Origin of the sequence: Micavibrio aeruginosavorus ARL-13 (genome assembly GCF_000226315.1) — a bacterium.
GTDB classification, from domain to species: Bacteria; Pseudomonadota; Alphaproteobacteria; order Micavibrionales; family Micavibrionaceae; genus Micavibrio; species Micavibrio aeruginosavorus_B.
On record NC_016026.1, the window covers coordinates 2323172 to 2337478 of the forward strand.

A 14307-nucleotide genomic window follows, 5' to 3' on the forward strand; every position below is an offset into this window, starting at 1 on the left:
ATGGCGGAACCCAGCAAGTTTCAAAACGGCTTCGTTCAATTCTTTCTCGGCGCGCTGGTTCTGGGGACCACACTCTGTGTGGTCGGCGGAACTGGCGCGTTTGTGTATGGATGGAGCGGCTGGACCAAGGCCGGCCCCCTGCAAACCGAAACATCCATCATCATTCCACGCGGATCGGGCGTCAGCACGATTGCCGCCACACTGGAAGACCAGGGCGTGATTGAAGATGCCTTGTTGTTCAAGGCTATGGCCCGCATCACCGGGCACCATACCAATTTAAAAGCTGGCGAATATGCCTTTGCCCCGCAAATTTCCATGCGCAGCGTCATTGATAAAATCGAGCGTGGCGATGTCGTGCAACGTCGCGTCACCGTGCCCGAAGGGCTGACCAGCCATCAGATTGTAAAAATCGTCAATGGCACCGACGGATTATCCGGCACCATCACAGACATTCCGGCCGAAGGATCCTTGCTGCCGGAAACATACAGTTTTTTGAAAGACCAGGACCGCACCGAAATCATCACCCAGATGCAAACCGCGATGACGGACGCCATCACCCAGATGTGGCCAACGCGCGATCCCGGCCTGCCCTTTGACACGATCGAACAGGCCGTGACACTGGCCAGCATCGTGGAAAAGGAAACCGGAATCGGTGATGAACGCAAACGCGTCGCCGGTGTGTTTATCAACCGCCTGCGCATGAACATGCCGCTGCAATCCGATCCGACCGTGATTTATGCGATCACCAAGGGCGATATGAAGGATGACGGCATGGGCCCGCTGGGCCGCCGCCTGTTGCGCAAGGATCTGACCGATACGGATTCACCGTACAACACGTACAAATACCCCGGCCTGCCCCCCGGCCCCATCGCCAACCCGGGTAAAGCCTCCATCGACGCCGTCCTGCACCCGGAGCAGCACAATTACATCTATTTCGTCGCCGACGGCGAAGGCGGCCACGTCTTCGCCCGTACATTGACCGAGCATCAGAATAACGTGAATGAATGGCGGAAGGTTCGGAAGGCGAAGGGGAAATAGTCGCAATCCTCTGGCCAGAACTTAACGCCCCTATTTAAGATGAATATTTTTATGTTGTACGGAATACATACAATTGCTATACTGGAAACAGATACATGATCCGGTCTTTTGCCTGTAAGGACACAGCAAAAATCTGGGAAGGCTTGAAAGTACGGGGCTTTCCGGGGGATATGCAGGATCGGGCGTTGATGAAATTGCGCCTGATTGATGCGGCACAGACCGTGGACGACCTGAAAATTCCGCCGGGAAACCGGCTGGAGGATTTAAGGGGTGACCGCAAAGGCCAAAAAAGCATTCGGATCAATGATCAGTGGCGCATATGCTTTGTTTGGAAAGACGGCGATGCGTTTGATGTTGAAATCACAGATTACCATTAAGGAACGAGGTCGCCCATGACCACCCACCTTAAAAACCCTCACCCCGGCGATATTTTGGCCGTGGAGTTTTTGGAGCCGCTGGGCCTGTCGCAAAATGCGCTGGCCAAGGCGATTGACGTGCCCGCGAACCGTATCAATGAAATCATTCGCGGGCGGCGCGGCATTACGGCGGATACAGATGTCCGGCTGGCGCGGTATTTCGGCTTGTCCGAGGGGTTTTTCCTGCGCCTGCAAAACGCCTATGACCTGATGGAGGCGCACCGCGCCATTCCCGCCACGGAACTGCGCCGGATTAAACCACACGCGCAGGCCTGTGCCTGACTCACACAAGCACCAAGACAACAAAAAAGCGGCCCGCAAGGAGCCGCTTTTTTGTTGGTCTGTTGGAAGGTCCATGGAGCGGGCGACGCGATTCGAACGCGCGACCCTAACCTTGGCAAGGTTATGCTCTACCCCTGAGCTACGCCCGCATTTCATGGCTTCAACAGACGCGGAATATACCCATGAATCCGGCGATTGCAAGGATAAAAAACACAGATTATGTGTTTTGTGTTTTTTTGATTACGGAAATTAAAGTCCGATCTGGACCAGCGGAACGTCGTAGCCATACAGCTTCCGGCCCGGCGAATGATCAACGATCATGACGTTGGGGCTGTTTTCGACCGTGTTGGCGCAGACGTCGGAGAGTTCATAGTGCATCAAATCGCCTTCATGATCGGCGTCGTAGACCAGCATCATCAGGCGCTGGTCCCGATAATATTCGATCCGGCGGATTTCATGCGGGAAATGTGAATCGCACATGACGACCAGTCCCCCATCCGGCAATTTACCCAGTTCAACATTCATGGATTACATGGCCCCCGGTGTATTATTGGAGGGGCCGCTATTGCCCAGAATCTGGGTCCAGCCTTGTTGTTCGGCGGCCGGGGCGGTGGTTTCTGGCGCTTTCGGCGCGGCCTGATCCAGGCCGTTTTCGCGGGCAAAATTGGCGATCACGCCAGCCCCCTGCGTACCAGCCAGTGTCTGCAGGGATTGGATCCCGGCCAAACGAGCCATCAATTCAGGGCCTTCGTAACGCGATAAAGGTGCGCTCATAATCTTGGTCTCTCCCTATACTCACACCCCCTCTTTATACGCAAAAAGCCTTACCACCCGCTTTATTTTCCTTAAAATTTTATCTATTTGGGGCAAGGTGCTTGAAAAACAGCATTTTTGACTGATATGAAACCCCATGGACACAGCACAAAACCTGCAGCACCACACCGATTTACCCACCACGCCCGACGCTTTGTTCAAGCGGCTGGACGATCTGGGCATCCTGTATACGACGTGGCACCACCCGGCGTTCTTTACGGTGGAAGAAGGGCTGGAATTTGAAAAAGACATTCCTGGCCTGCATTGCCGCAATTTGTTCGTGCGCGATAAACGCGAAACCATGTTTCTGGTCTCTGCTGCCAATGAAACCAAGATTGATTTGAAGAAACTGTCGGCTCTGCTTGATTGCGGACGGTTGTCGTTTGGATCGCCGGAGCGTTTGTGGGCCAATCTGGGTGTGCGGCCGGGATCGGTGTGCCCATACGCGATTATCAACGATACCGCACAGGCCGTGACCATGGTGCTGGATGATACGATCATGCGGGCCACCACCGTCAATTTCCACCCGATGGTCAACACCATGACCATTGGCGTTGCGCCCCAAGACCTTGTACGCTTTATCGAATCAACCGGGCATACGCCGTTGATCCTTGATCTCAGTGCTACCGCTCCTGAAGGAGAATAAAGACCATGTTATTCGGCAATTCCAAAGACGCGCAAAAAAATGATGCGGCCACCAGCACCGCCGCGAACGATGCCATTTTCGATGTCGGCACAGAGGATTTCGAAGCCAACGTCATGCGCGCATCGATGGACACGCCAATCATCGTCGATTTCTGGGCCCCATGGTGCGGACCATGCAAACAATTGGGCCCCACATTGGAACAAGCCGTCATCGCCACCAAGGGCGTAGTGCGCATGGCCAAAGTGAATATCGACGAACACCCGGAGTTGGCGCAGGCGATGCGCGTGCAATCCATTCCGACCGTGTTTGCATTTTTCGGTGGTCAACCCATCACCGGTTTCACCGGCAACCGCCCGGCCAGCGACATTAAAAAGCTGATGGACCAATTGGTGCAGCTGGCCCGCGAAAGCAAACCGGATGCGGTGAATATTCCCGAAACACTGGAGGCCGCCAATCAGGCCCTGGCCGACAATAACCCGACACAGGCGCAGGTTTTATATTCCACCGTGCTGGAAGAAGATGAAAACAACGTCGCCGCGTTTGTTGGATTGGTGCGCGCCTTCATCGCCGATGGCGATGTTGAAACCGCCGCCGGGATGATTGAAAACGCACCCGACACCATCGCCAAAAATTCACAATTTTCCGCCGCCATCACCGCCGTTGAATTGGCGCGGCAGGCCGTGCAGGCCGGGCCGGATAATGGCACCAGCGATCTGGCCAAAGCCGTTGCACAAGCACCCGATAATCACGCCGCACGATTTGATTACGCCATGGCATTGTTCGCCGCAGGCGAGCGTGAAGAGGCCATGAATCAGTTGCTGGACATCATTCGCCGTGACCGTGCGTGGGAAGACGAAAAAGCGCGCAAGCAATTGCTGCAGTTTTTTGACGCCATTGGTCCGGCGGACAAGAGCGTGGCCGCCGCACGGCGGCAATTGTCATCGATTCTGTTTTCGTGATTCTGCTTTATGCGGCATCCCCGTGAAACGGGGATCCAAACGGCCAGACCCATGGATTCCCGCTTTCGCGGGAATGCTGCTGTTAGAAACTGCATAAAAACCCCGCATTTCCGGCCTTTTCCCGCCGCGATGCACCATAAAATTATAATAAAATGTCACCGCGCGGGCTTTTTCTTGTAACAAAAATGCCTATATGATTAACACTGTGTATGGTTAACCGGGTGGAATACGTGCGTACTCTCTGAATAACGGCTGTGGGGCTATGGGTTGTGACTTGCCACCAACATTGAACGATTTGCCCGCGGAAATTCCTGTATTTCCGCTGAGCGGCGTTTTGTTGTTGCCGCATGGCCAGTTGCCCCTGAACATCTTTGAGCCCCGTTATCTGAGCATGGTTGAAGATGCACTGAAATCCCATCGTATCATCGGCATGATCCAACCGCGCGGTGCGGACAATGCCCATCCGGCCTTGTTCGAAACCGGATGTGCGGGCCGTATTGTGAATTTTTCTGAAACCAATGATGGCCGCTATCTGGTCACGCTGAAGGGCGTGGCCCGGTTCCGCGTGAAATCCGAACTGGATCAGGGCCGCAACGGCTACCGCCGGGTGCAAGCCGATTGGGCTGATTTCTCCAGCGATCTGGACGCGGTGAGCTGTCTCAATCTCGACCGCCCGCGTTTGCGCGGTTTGCTGGAAAGCTATTTTGAACTGCACGGCCTGTCCTGTGACTGGAACGCGGTGGAAAGCGCGACGGATAACAAGCTGATCACCTGCCTGTCCATGATTTGCCCGCTGGATGCGGGCGAGAAACAAGCCTTGCTGGAAGCCTCCTGCTGCAAAACCCGGGCGGATTTGTTTATGACCATTCTGGATATGGCGGTGCGTCAATCCGGTGCATTGCACACAAGCTGCCGCCACGGGTCTGACACGTCACTCTGTCATTGATCCCGCCCGCATCACCGGGGTATAACCCCCGTATGACACAGACACATCAAATCGACCCGAAATTGCTGGAAATCCTGGTCTGTCCCCTGACCAAGGTGCCGTTGCGTTACGATGCAAAGGCGCAGGAATTGATTTCAGATCAGGCAAAACTGGCCTATCCCATCCGCGATGGCATTCCGATCATGCTGGTCGACGATGCGCGCAAGATTGACGAATAGCAAAAAGGATGACGACCATGGACCGCGTTATTATTTTCGACACGACCTTGCGCGACGGCGAACAATCCCCGGGTTGTTCCATGAACCATGATGAAAAACTGCGCATGGCCGCATTGCTGGATCAGATGGGCGTGGACGTGATCGAAGCCGGTTTCCCGATTGCCAGCAAGGGTGATTGGGAAGCGGTGAAGGCGATTGCCGGAACGGTCAAAAACGCGACCGTGGCGGGATTGTGCCGCGCCAAGCGCGGTGACATCGAATCCGCCGCCGAAGCGTTGGCCCCGGCGAAAAGCCGCCGCATCCATACCTTCCTGTCCACATCACCGCTGCACATGAAACATAAATTGCAGATGGAGCCGGAAGCGGTTCTGGATGCCATTCGCGACAGCGTCACGCTGGCCCGCCAATTCACCGACGATGTTGAATGGTCCGCCGAAGATGGCAGCCGCACCGAAAATGATTTCCTGTGCCGCGCCGTTGAAACGGCCATTGCCGCTGGTGCCACCACCATCAACATTCCCGACACGGTGGGCTATGCCCTGCCCGCAGATTATGCGGCGAAATTTACATTGCTGCTGAACAAGGTGCCGAATATCGACAAGGCGATCTTGTCCGTTCACTGCCACAACGATCTGGGGCTGGCGGTTGCCAACTCACTCGCCGGTGTGATGGCGGGCGCGCGCCAGATTGAATGCACGATCAACGGCATCGGCGAACGCGCCGGCAATGCCGCATTGGAAGAAATCGTGATGGCCATGCGCACACGCGCCGATTCATTGCCGTATAAGAACAATATCGATACGACGATGATTACCAAGCTGTCGCACGCCTTGTCCGACATCACCGGATTTTCGGTACAGCCGAACAAGGCGATTGTCGGCGCCAATGCGTTCGCGCATGAAAGCGGCATCCATCAGGACGGCATGCTGAAAAACGCGCAGACCTATGAAATCATGACGCCGGAATCCGTGGGCTTGAATAAATCGGAACTGGTGCTGGGCAAACATTCCGGCCGCCATGCGTTCCGCGCCCGGCTGGAACAGCTGGGCTTCGATCTGGGCGACAACGCGTTGCAGGACGCGTTCGTGCGCTTCAAGGATCTGGCCGACCAGAAGAAAAGCGTGAATGATGATGACCTGATCGCGCTGGTGGGTCCGGATGCACCCCGGGTCGAAGTCGGCCCGTAAGGGTATATTCAAAAGCGCTAAAGAAAAAACAGCCGCCCCGGACGGGGGCGGCGTTTCTTTTTAGATCTCCCGTTTACGGAAGTTTTTTTCCCTGTTCAATTTGTCTCGCCGGTTAAGGCCTAATAAAGTTACAATTAAGACGGATGGATTGTCAAAAAATTGCGCGGAACTTATCCACAGAAAGCGTGCACATTATGGAATGTATCGGTTGATAGAATGAGCGCAAACCCACCCATCACCATACAGGATGTTTTGACCGCCTATGCCATGGGCCTGTTCCCCATGGCCGAACGGGCGGATGAACAGGCCTTTTACTGGTATGACCCGCCCTTGCGCGGGCAGATGGATATTGTCGGCCTGCATGTTCCGCGCTCGTTGAAAAAATTCGTTTTGAAATCCCCGTTCACCATCACGGTGGATCAGGATTTCCCGGGCGTGATGGCCGGGTGTGCGGCACGCACCGATGACCGACCACAAACATGGATCAATGACGGCATCCGCACTTTGTTCACCGACTTGTACCGCGCGGGATTTGCCCATTCGGTGGAGGTGCGGGATGCGGGCGGTGCCTTGGTCGGCGGCCTTTACGGCCTGGCGATTGGCGCGGCGTTTTTTGGTGAAAGCATGTTTTCGCGCGAATCCGGGGCCAGCAAAACCGCCCTGATCCATCTGTGCGCGCGGCTGTGGCGCGGGGGCTTTACCCTGCTGGACACCCAGTATTTGAACCCGCATCTGGAACAATTCGGGGCCTATGAAATCCCCCGCGACCAGTATCTGGCCCGCCTGCATCAGGCCATCCCCCGCCCGGCAGATTTCAATTTGCGCCGGAATCCCGGGTTAAGCGAGGACCAGCTGGTCCGTGAGTGGTTCGCAATGCGCGCAACAAATCAGTGACTTGCCTGATATTTCCCATAAAAATTGACACTTCGTTAAGGATTTGATAGGCTGAGGTCAACTCAAAGACATCATTATTGTCGAGGACCGTGCCGATGAATCGTGACGTATTACACAACGAAGCATCCACCCAAAGCCTGAAAGGGGCGTGGACCCGGCATGCGACCGTCGATGGGGCCGTTGTGGGTGGAATGAGGGGCACCACCCTGTCGCGCGATGCGTTCAAGGCGCAAACCCGTTTCCTGCCCGTCTTCGCCACTGCGGCCGACCCGCACAACACCCCCCGTTACGTCGTCATGGCCGCCCGCCAATGGCAGGGCGAACACGCCGATGGCACGATCCGCACCCATGCGGTGGCGGATGTCCATGTTCTGGACCAGCCACATATTGACCGCCTGTTGACCCGCAAGCACATCACGCAGAACCAGATTTTTGACCGCGTGGGTGATGCAACACGCGCCGCCAAAGCCCAAAACGAATCCACCTTTGAAACCTGCGCCCGCGATTATACACAGGGCAGACACGCCGGGATCAAAGCCTGGCGTTTGGTACAACAGGGTGATGCGGCAACGCCGTCCCCCGCACAACACCCCACGACCAAATCGCGCGCGTTTTAATACAATAAATAACAACACGACGACCACGACGGATGCGACGATTATCGCGCAGACCTCGTCGTAGTCGTTGTGTTGAAATTATTCCGCTGACGGCGGGGGTTCCTCGACGGGAATATCCGTGTCGGCCGCAGGTGTATCCGACGCGACAGGGGCTGCCGGAGCATCCGTTGCTGCCGCACCTTCAGGCGCGGCGGAAGCGTCCGCAGGATCCGGCGCAGGTGGCTCTTCCCCGGTTTTATGGGTCAGGCAATCCAAAACCCACACATCATAAATCGGGTGATCCATTGGCGACAAAGCCGGGGATGACGCAAACATCCAGCCACTGAAAATCCATTGCGATTCTTCGGCCTTCGGCGTCAATTCCCACACCTGCAAGAAGGCGGCGGATTCCGGCGTTTCGATCGGCGGTGCTTTGCGGCAGGCCTGAATTTTAATGTAGAGCGTACCGAATTTAACAGTCGATCCGACATTCGCCTCGAATGTCATTGTGCGCGCCGTCACCTTGTCCAGCGATTGCAGCTTCACGACGGGGAAGTCGTCCATCGCGGCGCGCGCAGGAAGGGCAAACCCAAAAGCGCACAGCGCCAGAAGCGTCGATACGACCGGGCGGACGCGCTTACGGATGCGCATCAGCCGATTCCGCACCATTGCCATTCTGATCTTTCGGCGCGCCCTGCATGCTGAAGATAAACTTGCCGAGCAATTGCTCGAGGTTTTGCGGAGCCTGGGTATAGGAAATACGGTCGCCGTTTTTCATCATGTCTTCGGACGAACCCGGCTCCAGCGACAGGTAGCGGCCACCCATCAAACTCTCGCTGCTGATCAAAGCGGCGCTGTCGTCCGGGACTTTCACGGACGGATCAACCGACATGCTGACCTTGGCCAGATAGGTTTCCGGGTCCAGCTCGACCGCGGATACGGTGCCGACTTTCACACCGCTGATCTGCACATCGTCGCCCGCACGCAGGCCACCGACGGAGGAAAAATTCGCGCTGATTGTATAGCCGCTGACATCACCGACATTCGCGGCGCTGTAGCTGAAAATCAAAAATACGGCGGCGACCAGCAAAACAACCGCGCCCAAAACCGTTTCAATCAGACTGTGTTTCATTCTCTTAATTCACCCAAAAACGCGGTTTAAATTATACTATTGCGGCGGTGTCCAGGATTCGTAATCACCTGTTGCTGCATCACGCTGACCACCGGACAGAACATGCCCCGGCGGACGATACGCCAGATTGGTGCCGGTCATGTTCGGCATATGCGGTTTCTGCCACGGACGACGGAACGATTCCGCGTTTGACGCCGGGACCACATCGGTTTGATGGTGCAGCCAGCCATGCCATTCCGGCGGAACGTTCGATGCTTCGGGCACACCCTTGTACATCACCCAGCGGCGATCCAGCTTGTACCCCGGACGGGCCTTGGCGCTGTAATATCGGTTGCCATAGACGTCGCGGCCCACACTGCGCGCCCCGCTCAGCAATGTAACGAAACCAATATGCGCGGGTGACAGGCACCCCAGCATCTGACCGATTGCACGAAACAATCCCATGGACATCCATCCCGTCTTTTGAAGGAAAAAAGGAGCGTTCCCGCCCCGCCTCAAAGCCCCCCATGGATGCCGCAAAAGCCCATGAAAATCAAGCCTTTTGTCGGGGAAAGACGCAGGGCGCGCCCCGTCTGTTCCCGCCATCCCGGACCTGACCCGTGATCCGGAGCAACACGCGCTAACCCATCCCGGTCCTCGGGATCCCCACTGTCACGGGGATGACAAAGGGATGTGCGATAATATGAAAATCTAATCCGCGACTTTCCCGGACAGGCCCTGCCACATCCGCACCATGTCCTGAGCCTGGTCGTGTTGGAGCTGTTCATAGGCGACGGAGCGTTGGGCTATGGGCTTGGCCACTTCGCCCTTGATCCGGTCCTCATCATCCCCGCCCATCATCGCCGCAATTTCAGCATGGGTCAGGGCATAGCAGACCTTCTCAATCCCGGCGCGAATGACCAGCGCCTGTCCCAGCATCGTGGGTTCGGAACTGCAATACAGGGTACAGCCCTTTAATTCGGTGCGGCCCAATTTTTCCGTGGCCCGGCGAATGGCCAGCACCTCGGCATGGGCGGTGGGGTCGCAACGGGAGGTCACGCTGTTCACACCCTCGCCAATAATATGCCCATCAGCATCGGCCACAACCGCCCCGAACGGCCCGCCCAGACGCGACCGCGCGTTCTGGTGCGCCAGCGCAATGGCCCGCGCCATCAATTGATCGGGAGAATAGCCACGTTCAACACGGTGGGCACCGATGGCATCCGGATTTTTGCCGTGCGACCGCAAGACACGGCGCACCACTTCGACCAGACGGTTGGGTTCGACGGGTTTACGCAGAACTTGCTTGATTTCATAACGACTGATTTCCAGCAGCAGATCGGTGCTGGGTTCATCCGTAATCATAATGATACCGAATGTGTGACCCTTGACCTGACAATGACGGGCGAAATCGAAGCCGGTTTTGGGCTGCATCGCCTGATCGACAATGGCGATGTCGATATTGCGTGTATCGGCAATGCGCGCCGCGGCCCCGCCATCGGCGGCGGTGACAACCTCATACCCGTTCATATACAGAAGCCCCGCGAGGTGATCGCGGTCGTCTTCGTTTTGTTCGGCAATCAAGACCTGAAGATTGTTGGAAACGCGGCTCATGAGAAACACCTGAAAAAATTAGCGAGAAAAAGTGTAGTCCTTTTTATTTATTTGAAAAGCCTTGTTGAAACAGAAAGTCTCGGGTACCCTTTTTATAACAATGACGCACCCATCTTATAAAAAACCGGGGCGTAAACAGGGAGAAGTACATGCTAGAAGACCGCAAGGGCGCACACAGCGCCTTCGATGCCGTTGCCGGAAACGATAATCAATCCTCGGCCCCGGCCCCTACCACAGCGCCAGCCACACGCACCGCCTCGGCCCCCCTACCCACACCGCCCAATTATTTTAATCAGGTCGTATCCGCCGCGCCGCAGGAGCGTATCTTGATTTTGGAGGGGCCAATCACACAGGAACTGGCCATCACGCTGCGCCTGCATCTGCTGCGCATGGAAGCCGCCAGCCCGGATGAGCCGATCACCATTATGATCAATTCGGGTGGTGGCTTGGTCACCGCCGGCATGGCAATTTATGACACAATTCAATCGCTGGAATGCCCGGTAAACACTTATGTCACCGGCATGGCTGCGTCCATGGCTTCCATCCTGTTGGTTGCGGGTACGCCCGGTGAGCGTCGCGCTGCGCCGAATGCCCGTATTATGATCCACCAGCCGTCTGGGGGATCACAGGGCAACGCCACGGAAATGGGCATCAGCCAGAACGAAATCGAACACACCTATCGCCGCATGGCCTGGGTGTACGCCGCCCATGCGTTTGACGCGGCGAAAAGCCCGGCTTTTGACAAAAAAGTCGCGGACAAGATGGCCGATCTGCAAAAAACCGCCCCCACATCCGGTGGCACATGGACGCCGGATACATTGAAAATGACGGCGCTGGCGCATTTGTATCACGCCGTGATGAAGCAGGATTATTTCCTGTACGCCGAAGAAGCCAAGGATATGGGCCTGATCGACAAGATCGAATATCCGGATATGAACATCAAACCCACAATGGACCCGAAACGCGCCAAGATATTACACCGCATTGCCGAGGCCGAACGTCTGGCCAACAAGCATCACCGCGACAACCGCCCGGAACCGAGCGCGTTTTAAATCGCCGTTCAAACAAACACCCCAACGAAAAAACGCCGCCCGCATCAAACCGGGTGGCGTTTTTTATCGTCTCATTTGAAATCAGGCACGGCTGAACACGCTGTGCAGCATGCCGTACCACACCGCCGCCATCCAGAAGAGCAGGAACAATCCCGCCTGCACAAAAATCGAACTGGCCATCGGGATCAGGAACGGCACCACCACCATGGCCAGACACAAGCCCCGGGCACAATGCTTGAAATCGGCCGCAAAGAAACGGATTTGCGCCAAAAAAGCGCCCCACAATTGAAACGCCAGAACCGTGCAGAATCCGTATAAAATCAAACCCGGATCGGACACGGACACCAGAAACCCGCGCATGATCAGCGGTGCGATACACAGTAAAACAATACAAACAAACGCCAGAACAAGTGTCACCAGATGCGATGTGATATCGATCGGTGCGCGGCCGCCCTGATACCGCCCGGACGCGGACAGCGGCACGACATTTTCCGGCGCCGATTGTGTATGTGAAATCCCAGCCATGAGTAAAAATCCCCCCACAGGACAAGCATGAAGGACCACGCAGCGTGCGTGCCATTATAATTTTTTGAAATTCAGGACAGTCAGAAGAAAAATGGGAAAAAAGAAACGCGCAACACGGGAATGATTCTACCCCGAATTGCGCGTTCTGAATATAGCGTTTAAAAAATTATTCCTGTAACCCGTCCGTGCCGCGATGTTGGCGCAGGTAATCGCGCAGCGGCATGCCATCCAGCGACAATCCCCGGATCACAGGCGCGCCGAACGCCCCCGGCACCGCGATTTCCATCATGAAACGATCCGGTTCGGACACGACCAGCCGGTCCAGATCGGCCGCAAATTCCTCCGGGATGAAGTATTTTTGCGGCCCCGTGGCGGACGACGCGGGAATGCGGCTTTGGCACAAACGATCCGCATCCGGCGCATCACATTGCAGGCGCGTCACATTCATAAAAGTCTGATTGCCGTTCAGGCACAGGCAGCAATTGGGATCATTATCCGCGCACGCAGCATCCACGCCCGCATCCGCCTCCATCCAGTCATAACGAAACTGGATATACCGGCCATGCAGGAGATCCCGTGGATCGTATCCCGCGATCTTCACGGTCCAGACCGGACCCGCCGTCTGGTCGGTCGCCGCCTTGACCCACAGTAATCCGGGCACCAGCAACGGCAACACCAGCACCGCCAGCATGATTATTTTGCGCATGGGTTCGGAAATTTTATCGCAACAGGCACAAAAACCGATCATGACTGACCTCCCGAGGAATGAGACTGCGTGTTTGATAAAGACCGCACGTAACGATTGGCCCGGCGCAAGCCCCAAATCATGCCCAGCATGGCCACCCCGGCAATGATCAAGCCGAATCCCGTGGTCATCAACCCGGCAAAGGCCTCAAGGAAAATGACGTAGATGCGAATGCCGATCAGCGTCACCGACAGCGTCACCAGACGCATGGCCCCAGTCAAATGCCCATACCACCCCGCACCAATCCAGAACGCGATGAACGTCAGACCAGCCATAAAGCTGGAATCCGGTGACGGGATCAGGAACGGTAGCAAGACAGACACAACACATAATCCGCAATAGCCCAGCGTGGCACGATAGAACGCCCGGTCCTCAACACGGCTGTTGTACAGGGCGTAATGCACCGCCATGCCCGCCAGTGCGATCAAAGGCACAGCAACCGCAACCAGATAGGCCGTGCCATATTCCATACCGGAATCGCGTGCGATGGTGCCCAGTTCCTTGGCGCGGTCGACATACCACAGCATTGTCGCCATCATCCCGGTGAAGGTCAGCAAAATAAATCCGGCCCGCATCACAACAAACGCCCAGATGGGGCGGAAGGCACGGAACATGCGCGTAAATCCATCGGCACACATCGCCAGCGGCAACCACACAGCCACGGCCAAGCTGTAAAACAACATCCAGATATCGGGCAGATCGTGCAGATATTGATCCATGATCACCGGGATGCAGCCCAGAAATGCCAGGACCCAGGGAATGGCCGTCAGCATCGTGCGGCCATAAATCACCATAAACGGCGAAATCACGATCAGCCACAGCGCCAGCAACCCGCCCGCCCCGCCATTGAGGTGATAAATCTGGCCCACCAGCGCCATAAAGGTCAGTGTCAGCCCCGCCAGAACCAGCACGGCCCCCTCCCGCCACACATCCATCCCGCGGGCATGGAACCGCCACACGGCCACCGCCGCGCCAATGTTCAAAACGGCATGCACCACCAGTTTCGCCGCATCGGGAATATCGTTCCAGTTGGCCCCGATCACCATCAATACGCCCACCAGAATGGCGAACAACGACAGCCCCATCAGACCGCCCGCAAACCGACCCTTTTGCCGGTCGCGTTCAAACGCGGTGATGGATACAGCCTGATCGGCGGAGATTAACCCCACCTGTTCCCAGGCTTTAATCTTGCGATGGACACCAAACATATGATTTTCCCCTTTAAAACGGGCGGTCATTGTGGGATTTCAAAGACAGAAGGATGG

19 protein-coding genes, 1 tRNA gene and 1 pseudogene are annotated in these 14307 nt (G+C 56.2%); 11 read left to right on the forward strand and 10 right to left on the reverse strand.

Going from position 1 to position 14307, the window contains the following annotated elements; genetic code table 11:
- The 3 genes from mltG to MICA_RS11040 all read left to right on the forward strand — a co-directional run bounded on the left by mltG (position 1) and on the right by MICA_RS11040 (position 1736).
- Positions 1 to 1038 (forward strand): endolytic transglycosylase MltG, encoded by a 1038-nt coding sequence (gene mltG / locus MICA_RS11030; protein ID WP_014103844.1) that lies wholly within the window; start codon positions 1 to 3, stop codon positions 1036 to 1038.
- Between the two features lie 95 nt (positions 1039 to 1133).
- Positions 1134 to 1415 (forward strand): type II toxin-antitoxin system RelE/ParE family toxin, encoded by a 282-nt coding sequence (locus tag MICA_RS11035; protein WP_014103845.1) that lies wholly within the window; start codon positions 1134 to 1136, stop codon positions 1413 to 1415.
- 15 nt (positions 1416 to 1430) lie between these two features.
- Positions 1431 to 1736, forward strand: a complete 306-nt coding sequence (locus MICA_RS11040) for a HigA family addiction module antitoxin (RefSeq protein ID WP_014103846.1) — start codon at positions 1431 to 1433, stop codon at positions 1734 to 1736.
- Between the two features lie 74 nt (positions 1737 to 1810).
- Here MICA_RS11040 and MICA_RS11045 read toward each other — a convergent pair.
- From MICA_RS11045 to MICA_RS11055, 3 genes are all read right to left on the reverse strand, one after another.
- Positions 1811 to 1885, reverse strand: a tRNA-Gly gene (locus MICA_RS11045).
- 100 nt (positions 1886 to 1985) lie between these two features.
- Entirely contained in the window at positions 1986 to 2261 is a 276-nt protein-coding gene (locus tag MICA_RS11050; RefSeq protein WP_014103847.1) for a hypothetical protein, read from the reverse strand.
- A 3-nt stretch (positions 2262 to 2264) separates the two neighbouring features.
- Positions 2265 to 2510 carry a hypothetical protein gene (locus tag MICA_RS11055; RefSeq protein WP_014103848.1) on the reverse strand — a complete coding sequence of 82 codons (246 nt, stop codon included), beginning with the start codon at positions 2508 to 2510 and terminating at the stop codon, positions 2265 to 2267.
- Between the two features lie 136 nt (positions 2511 to 2646).
- Between MICA_RS11055 and MICA_RS11060 the strand changes: the two genes are divergently transcribed.
- From MICA_RS11060 to MICA_RS11090, 7 genes and pseudogenes are all read left to right on the forward strand, one after another.
- Positions 2647 to 3195 carry a prolyl-tRNA synthetase associated domain-containing protein gene (locus tag MICA_RS11060; protein WP_014103849.1) on the forward strand — a complete coding sequence of 183 codons (549 nt, stop codon included), beginning with the start codon at positions 2647 to 2649 and terminating at the stop codon, positions 3193 to 3195.
- A 5-nt stretch (positions 3196 to 3200) separates the two neighbouring features.
- On the forward strand, positions 3201 to 4154 hold the full coding sequence (locus MICA_RS11065) for a tetratricopeptide repeat protein (protein ID WP_014103850.1): 954 nt from the start codon (positions 3201 to 3203) through the stop codon (positions 4152 to 4154).
- Between the two features lie 262 nt (positions 4155 to 4416).
- Complete coding sequence (locus MICA_RS11070) at positions 4417 to 5100, forward strand: LON peptidase substrate-binding domain-containing protein (RefSeq protein ID WP_014103852.1); 684 nt, start codon at positions 4417 to 4419, stop codon at positions 5098 to 5100.
- Between the two features lie 32 nt (positions 5101 to 5132).
- Positions 5133 to 5318 carry a Trm112 family protein gene (locus MICA_RS11075; RefSeq protein ID WP_014103853.1) on the forward strand — a complete coding sequence of 62 codons (186 nt, stop codon included), beginning with the start codon at positions 5133 to 5135 and terminating at the stop codon, positions 5316 to 5318.
- An 8-nt stretch (positions 5319 to 5326) separates the two neighbouring features.
- Positions 5327 to 6469: pseudogene (locus MICA_RS11080) on the forward strand (2-isopropylmalate synthase); the annotation flags it as partial.
- Positions 6470 to 6721: 252 nt separating this feature from the next.
- On the forward strand, positions 6722 to 7399 hold the full coding sequence (gene aat / locus MICA_RS11085; RefSeq protein WP_014103855.1) for a leucyl/phenylalanyl-tRNA--protein transferase: 678 nt from the start codon (positions 6722 to 6724) through the stop codon (positions 7397 to 7399).
- A gap of 95 nt (positions 7400 to 7494) precedes the next feature.
- Positions 7495 to 8016 carry a hypothetical protein gene (locus MICA_RS11090; protein WP_014103856.1) on the forward strand — a complete coding sequence of 174 codons (522 nt, stop codon included), beginning with the start codon at positions 7495 to 7497 and terminating at the stop codon, positions 8014 to 8016.
- Between the two features lie 78 nt (positions 8017 to 8094).
- Here the strand turns inward: MICA_RS11090 and MICA_RS11095 are convergent, their stop codons facing one another.
- The 4 genes from MICA_RS11095 to MICA_RS11110 all read right to left on the reverse strand — a co-directional run bounded on the left by MICA_RS11095 (position 8095) and on the right by MICA_RS11110 (position 10720).
- Complete coding sequence (locus tag MICA_RS11095; RefSeq protein ID WP_014103857.1) at positions 8095 to 8646, reverse strand: DUF2155 domain-containing protein; 552 nt, start codon at positions 8644 to 8646, stop codon at positions 8095 to 8097.
- Complete coding sequence (gene mlaD, locus MICA_RS11100; protein ID WP_014103858.1) at positions 8633 to 9127, reverse strand: outer membrane lipid asymmetry maintenance protein MlaD; 495 nt, start codon at positions 9125 to 9127, stop codon at positions 8633 to 8635. Before mlaD ends, MICA_RS11095 begins: the two co-directional genes overlap by 14 nt.
- Positions 9128 to 9163: 36 nt before the next feature.
- Positions 9164 to 9571 carry an NADH:ubiquinone oxidoreductase subunit NDUFA12 gene (locus tag MICA_RS11105; protein WP_014103859.1) on the reverse strand — a complete coding sequence of 136 codons (408 nt, stop codon included), beginning with the start codon at positions 9569 to 9571 and terminating at the stop codon, positions 9164 to 9166.
- 246 nt (positions 9572 to 9817) lie between these two features.
- Positions 9818 to 10720 (reverse strand): deaminase, encoded by a 903-nt coding sequence (locus tag MICA_RS11110; RefSeq protein WP_014103860.1) that lies wholly within the window; start codon positions 10718 to 10720, stop codon positions 9818 to 9820.
- A 149-nt stretch (positions 10721 to 10869) separates the two neighbouring features.
- On the opposite strand from MICA_RS11110, the gene MICA_RS11115 reads away from it, so the two are divergent.
- On the forward strand, positions 10870 to 11772 hold the full coding sequence (locus MICA_RS11115) for a ClpP family protease (protein ID WP_014103861.1): 903 nt from the start codon (positions 10870 to 10872) through the stop codon (positions 11770 to 11772).
- 81 nt (positions 11773 to 11853) lie between these two features.
- On the opposite strand, the gene MICA_RS11120 is transcribed toward MICA_RS11115, so the two are convergent.
- The 3 genes from MICA_RS11120 to MICA_RS11130 all read right to left on the reverse strand — a co-directional run bounded on the left by MICA_RS11120 (position 11854) and on the right by MICA_RS11130 (position 14250).
- Complete coding sequence (locus MICA_RS11120) at positions 11854 to 12297, reverse strand: hypothetical protein (protein WP_014103862.1); 444 nt, start codon at positions 12295 to 12297, stop codon at positions 11854 to 11856.
- A 166-nt stretch (positions 12298 to 12463) separates the two neighbouring features.
- The gene (locus MICA_RS11125) at positions 12464 to 13045 is read right to left on the reverse strand and encodes a GDYXXLXY domain-containing protein (RefSeq protein ID WP_014103863.1); all 582 of its coding nucleotides are present in this window, start codon (positions 13043 to 13045) and stop codon (positions 12464 to 12466) included.
- A complete protein-coding gene (locus MICA_RS11130; RefSeq protein ID WP_014103864.1) occupies positions 13042 to 14250 on the reverse strand; it encodes a DUF2157 domain-containing protein in 1209 nt (402 codons plus the stop codon). The genes MICA_RS11125 and MICA_RS11130 overlap by 4 nt, the downstream gene beginning before the upstream one ends.
- Positions 14251 to 14307: the final 57 nt, after the last annotated feature.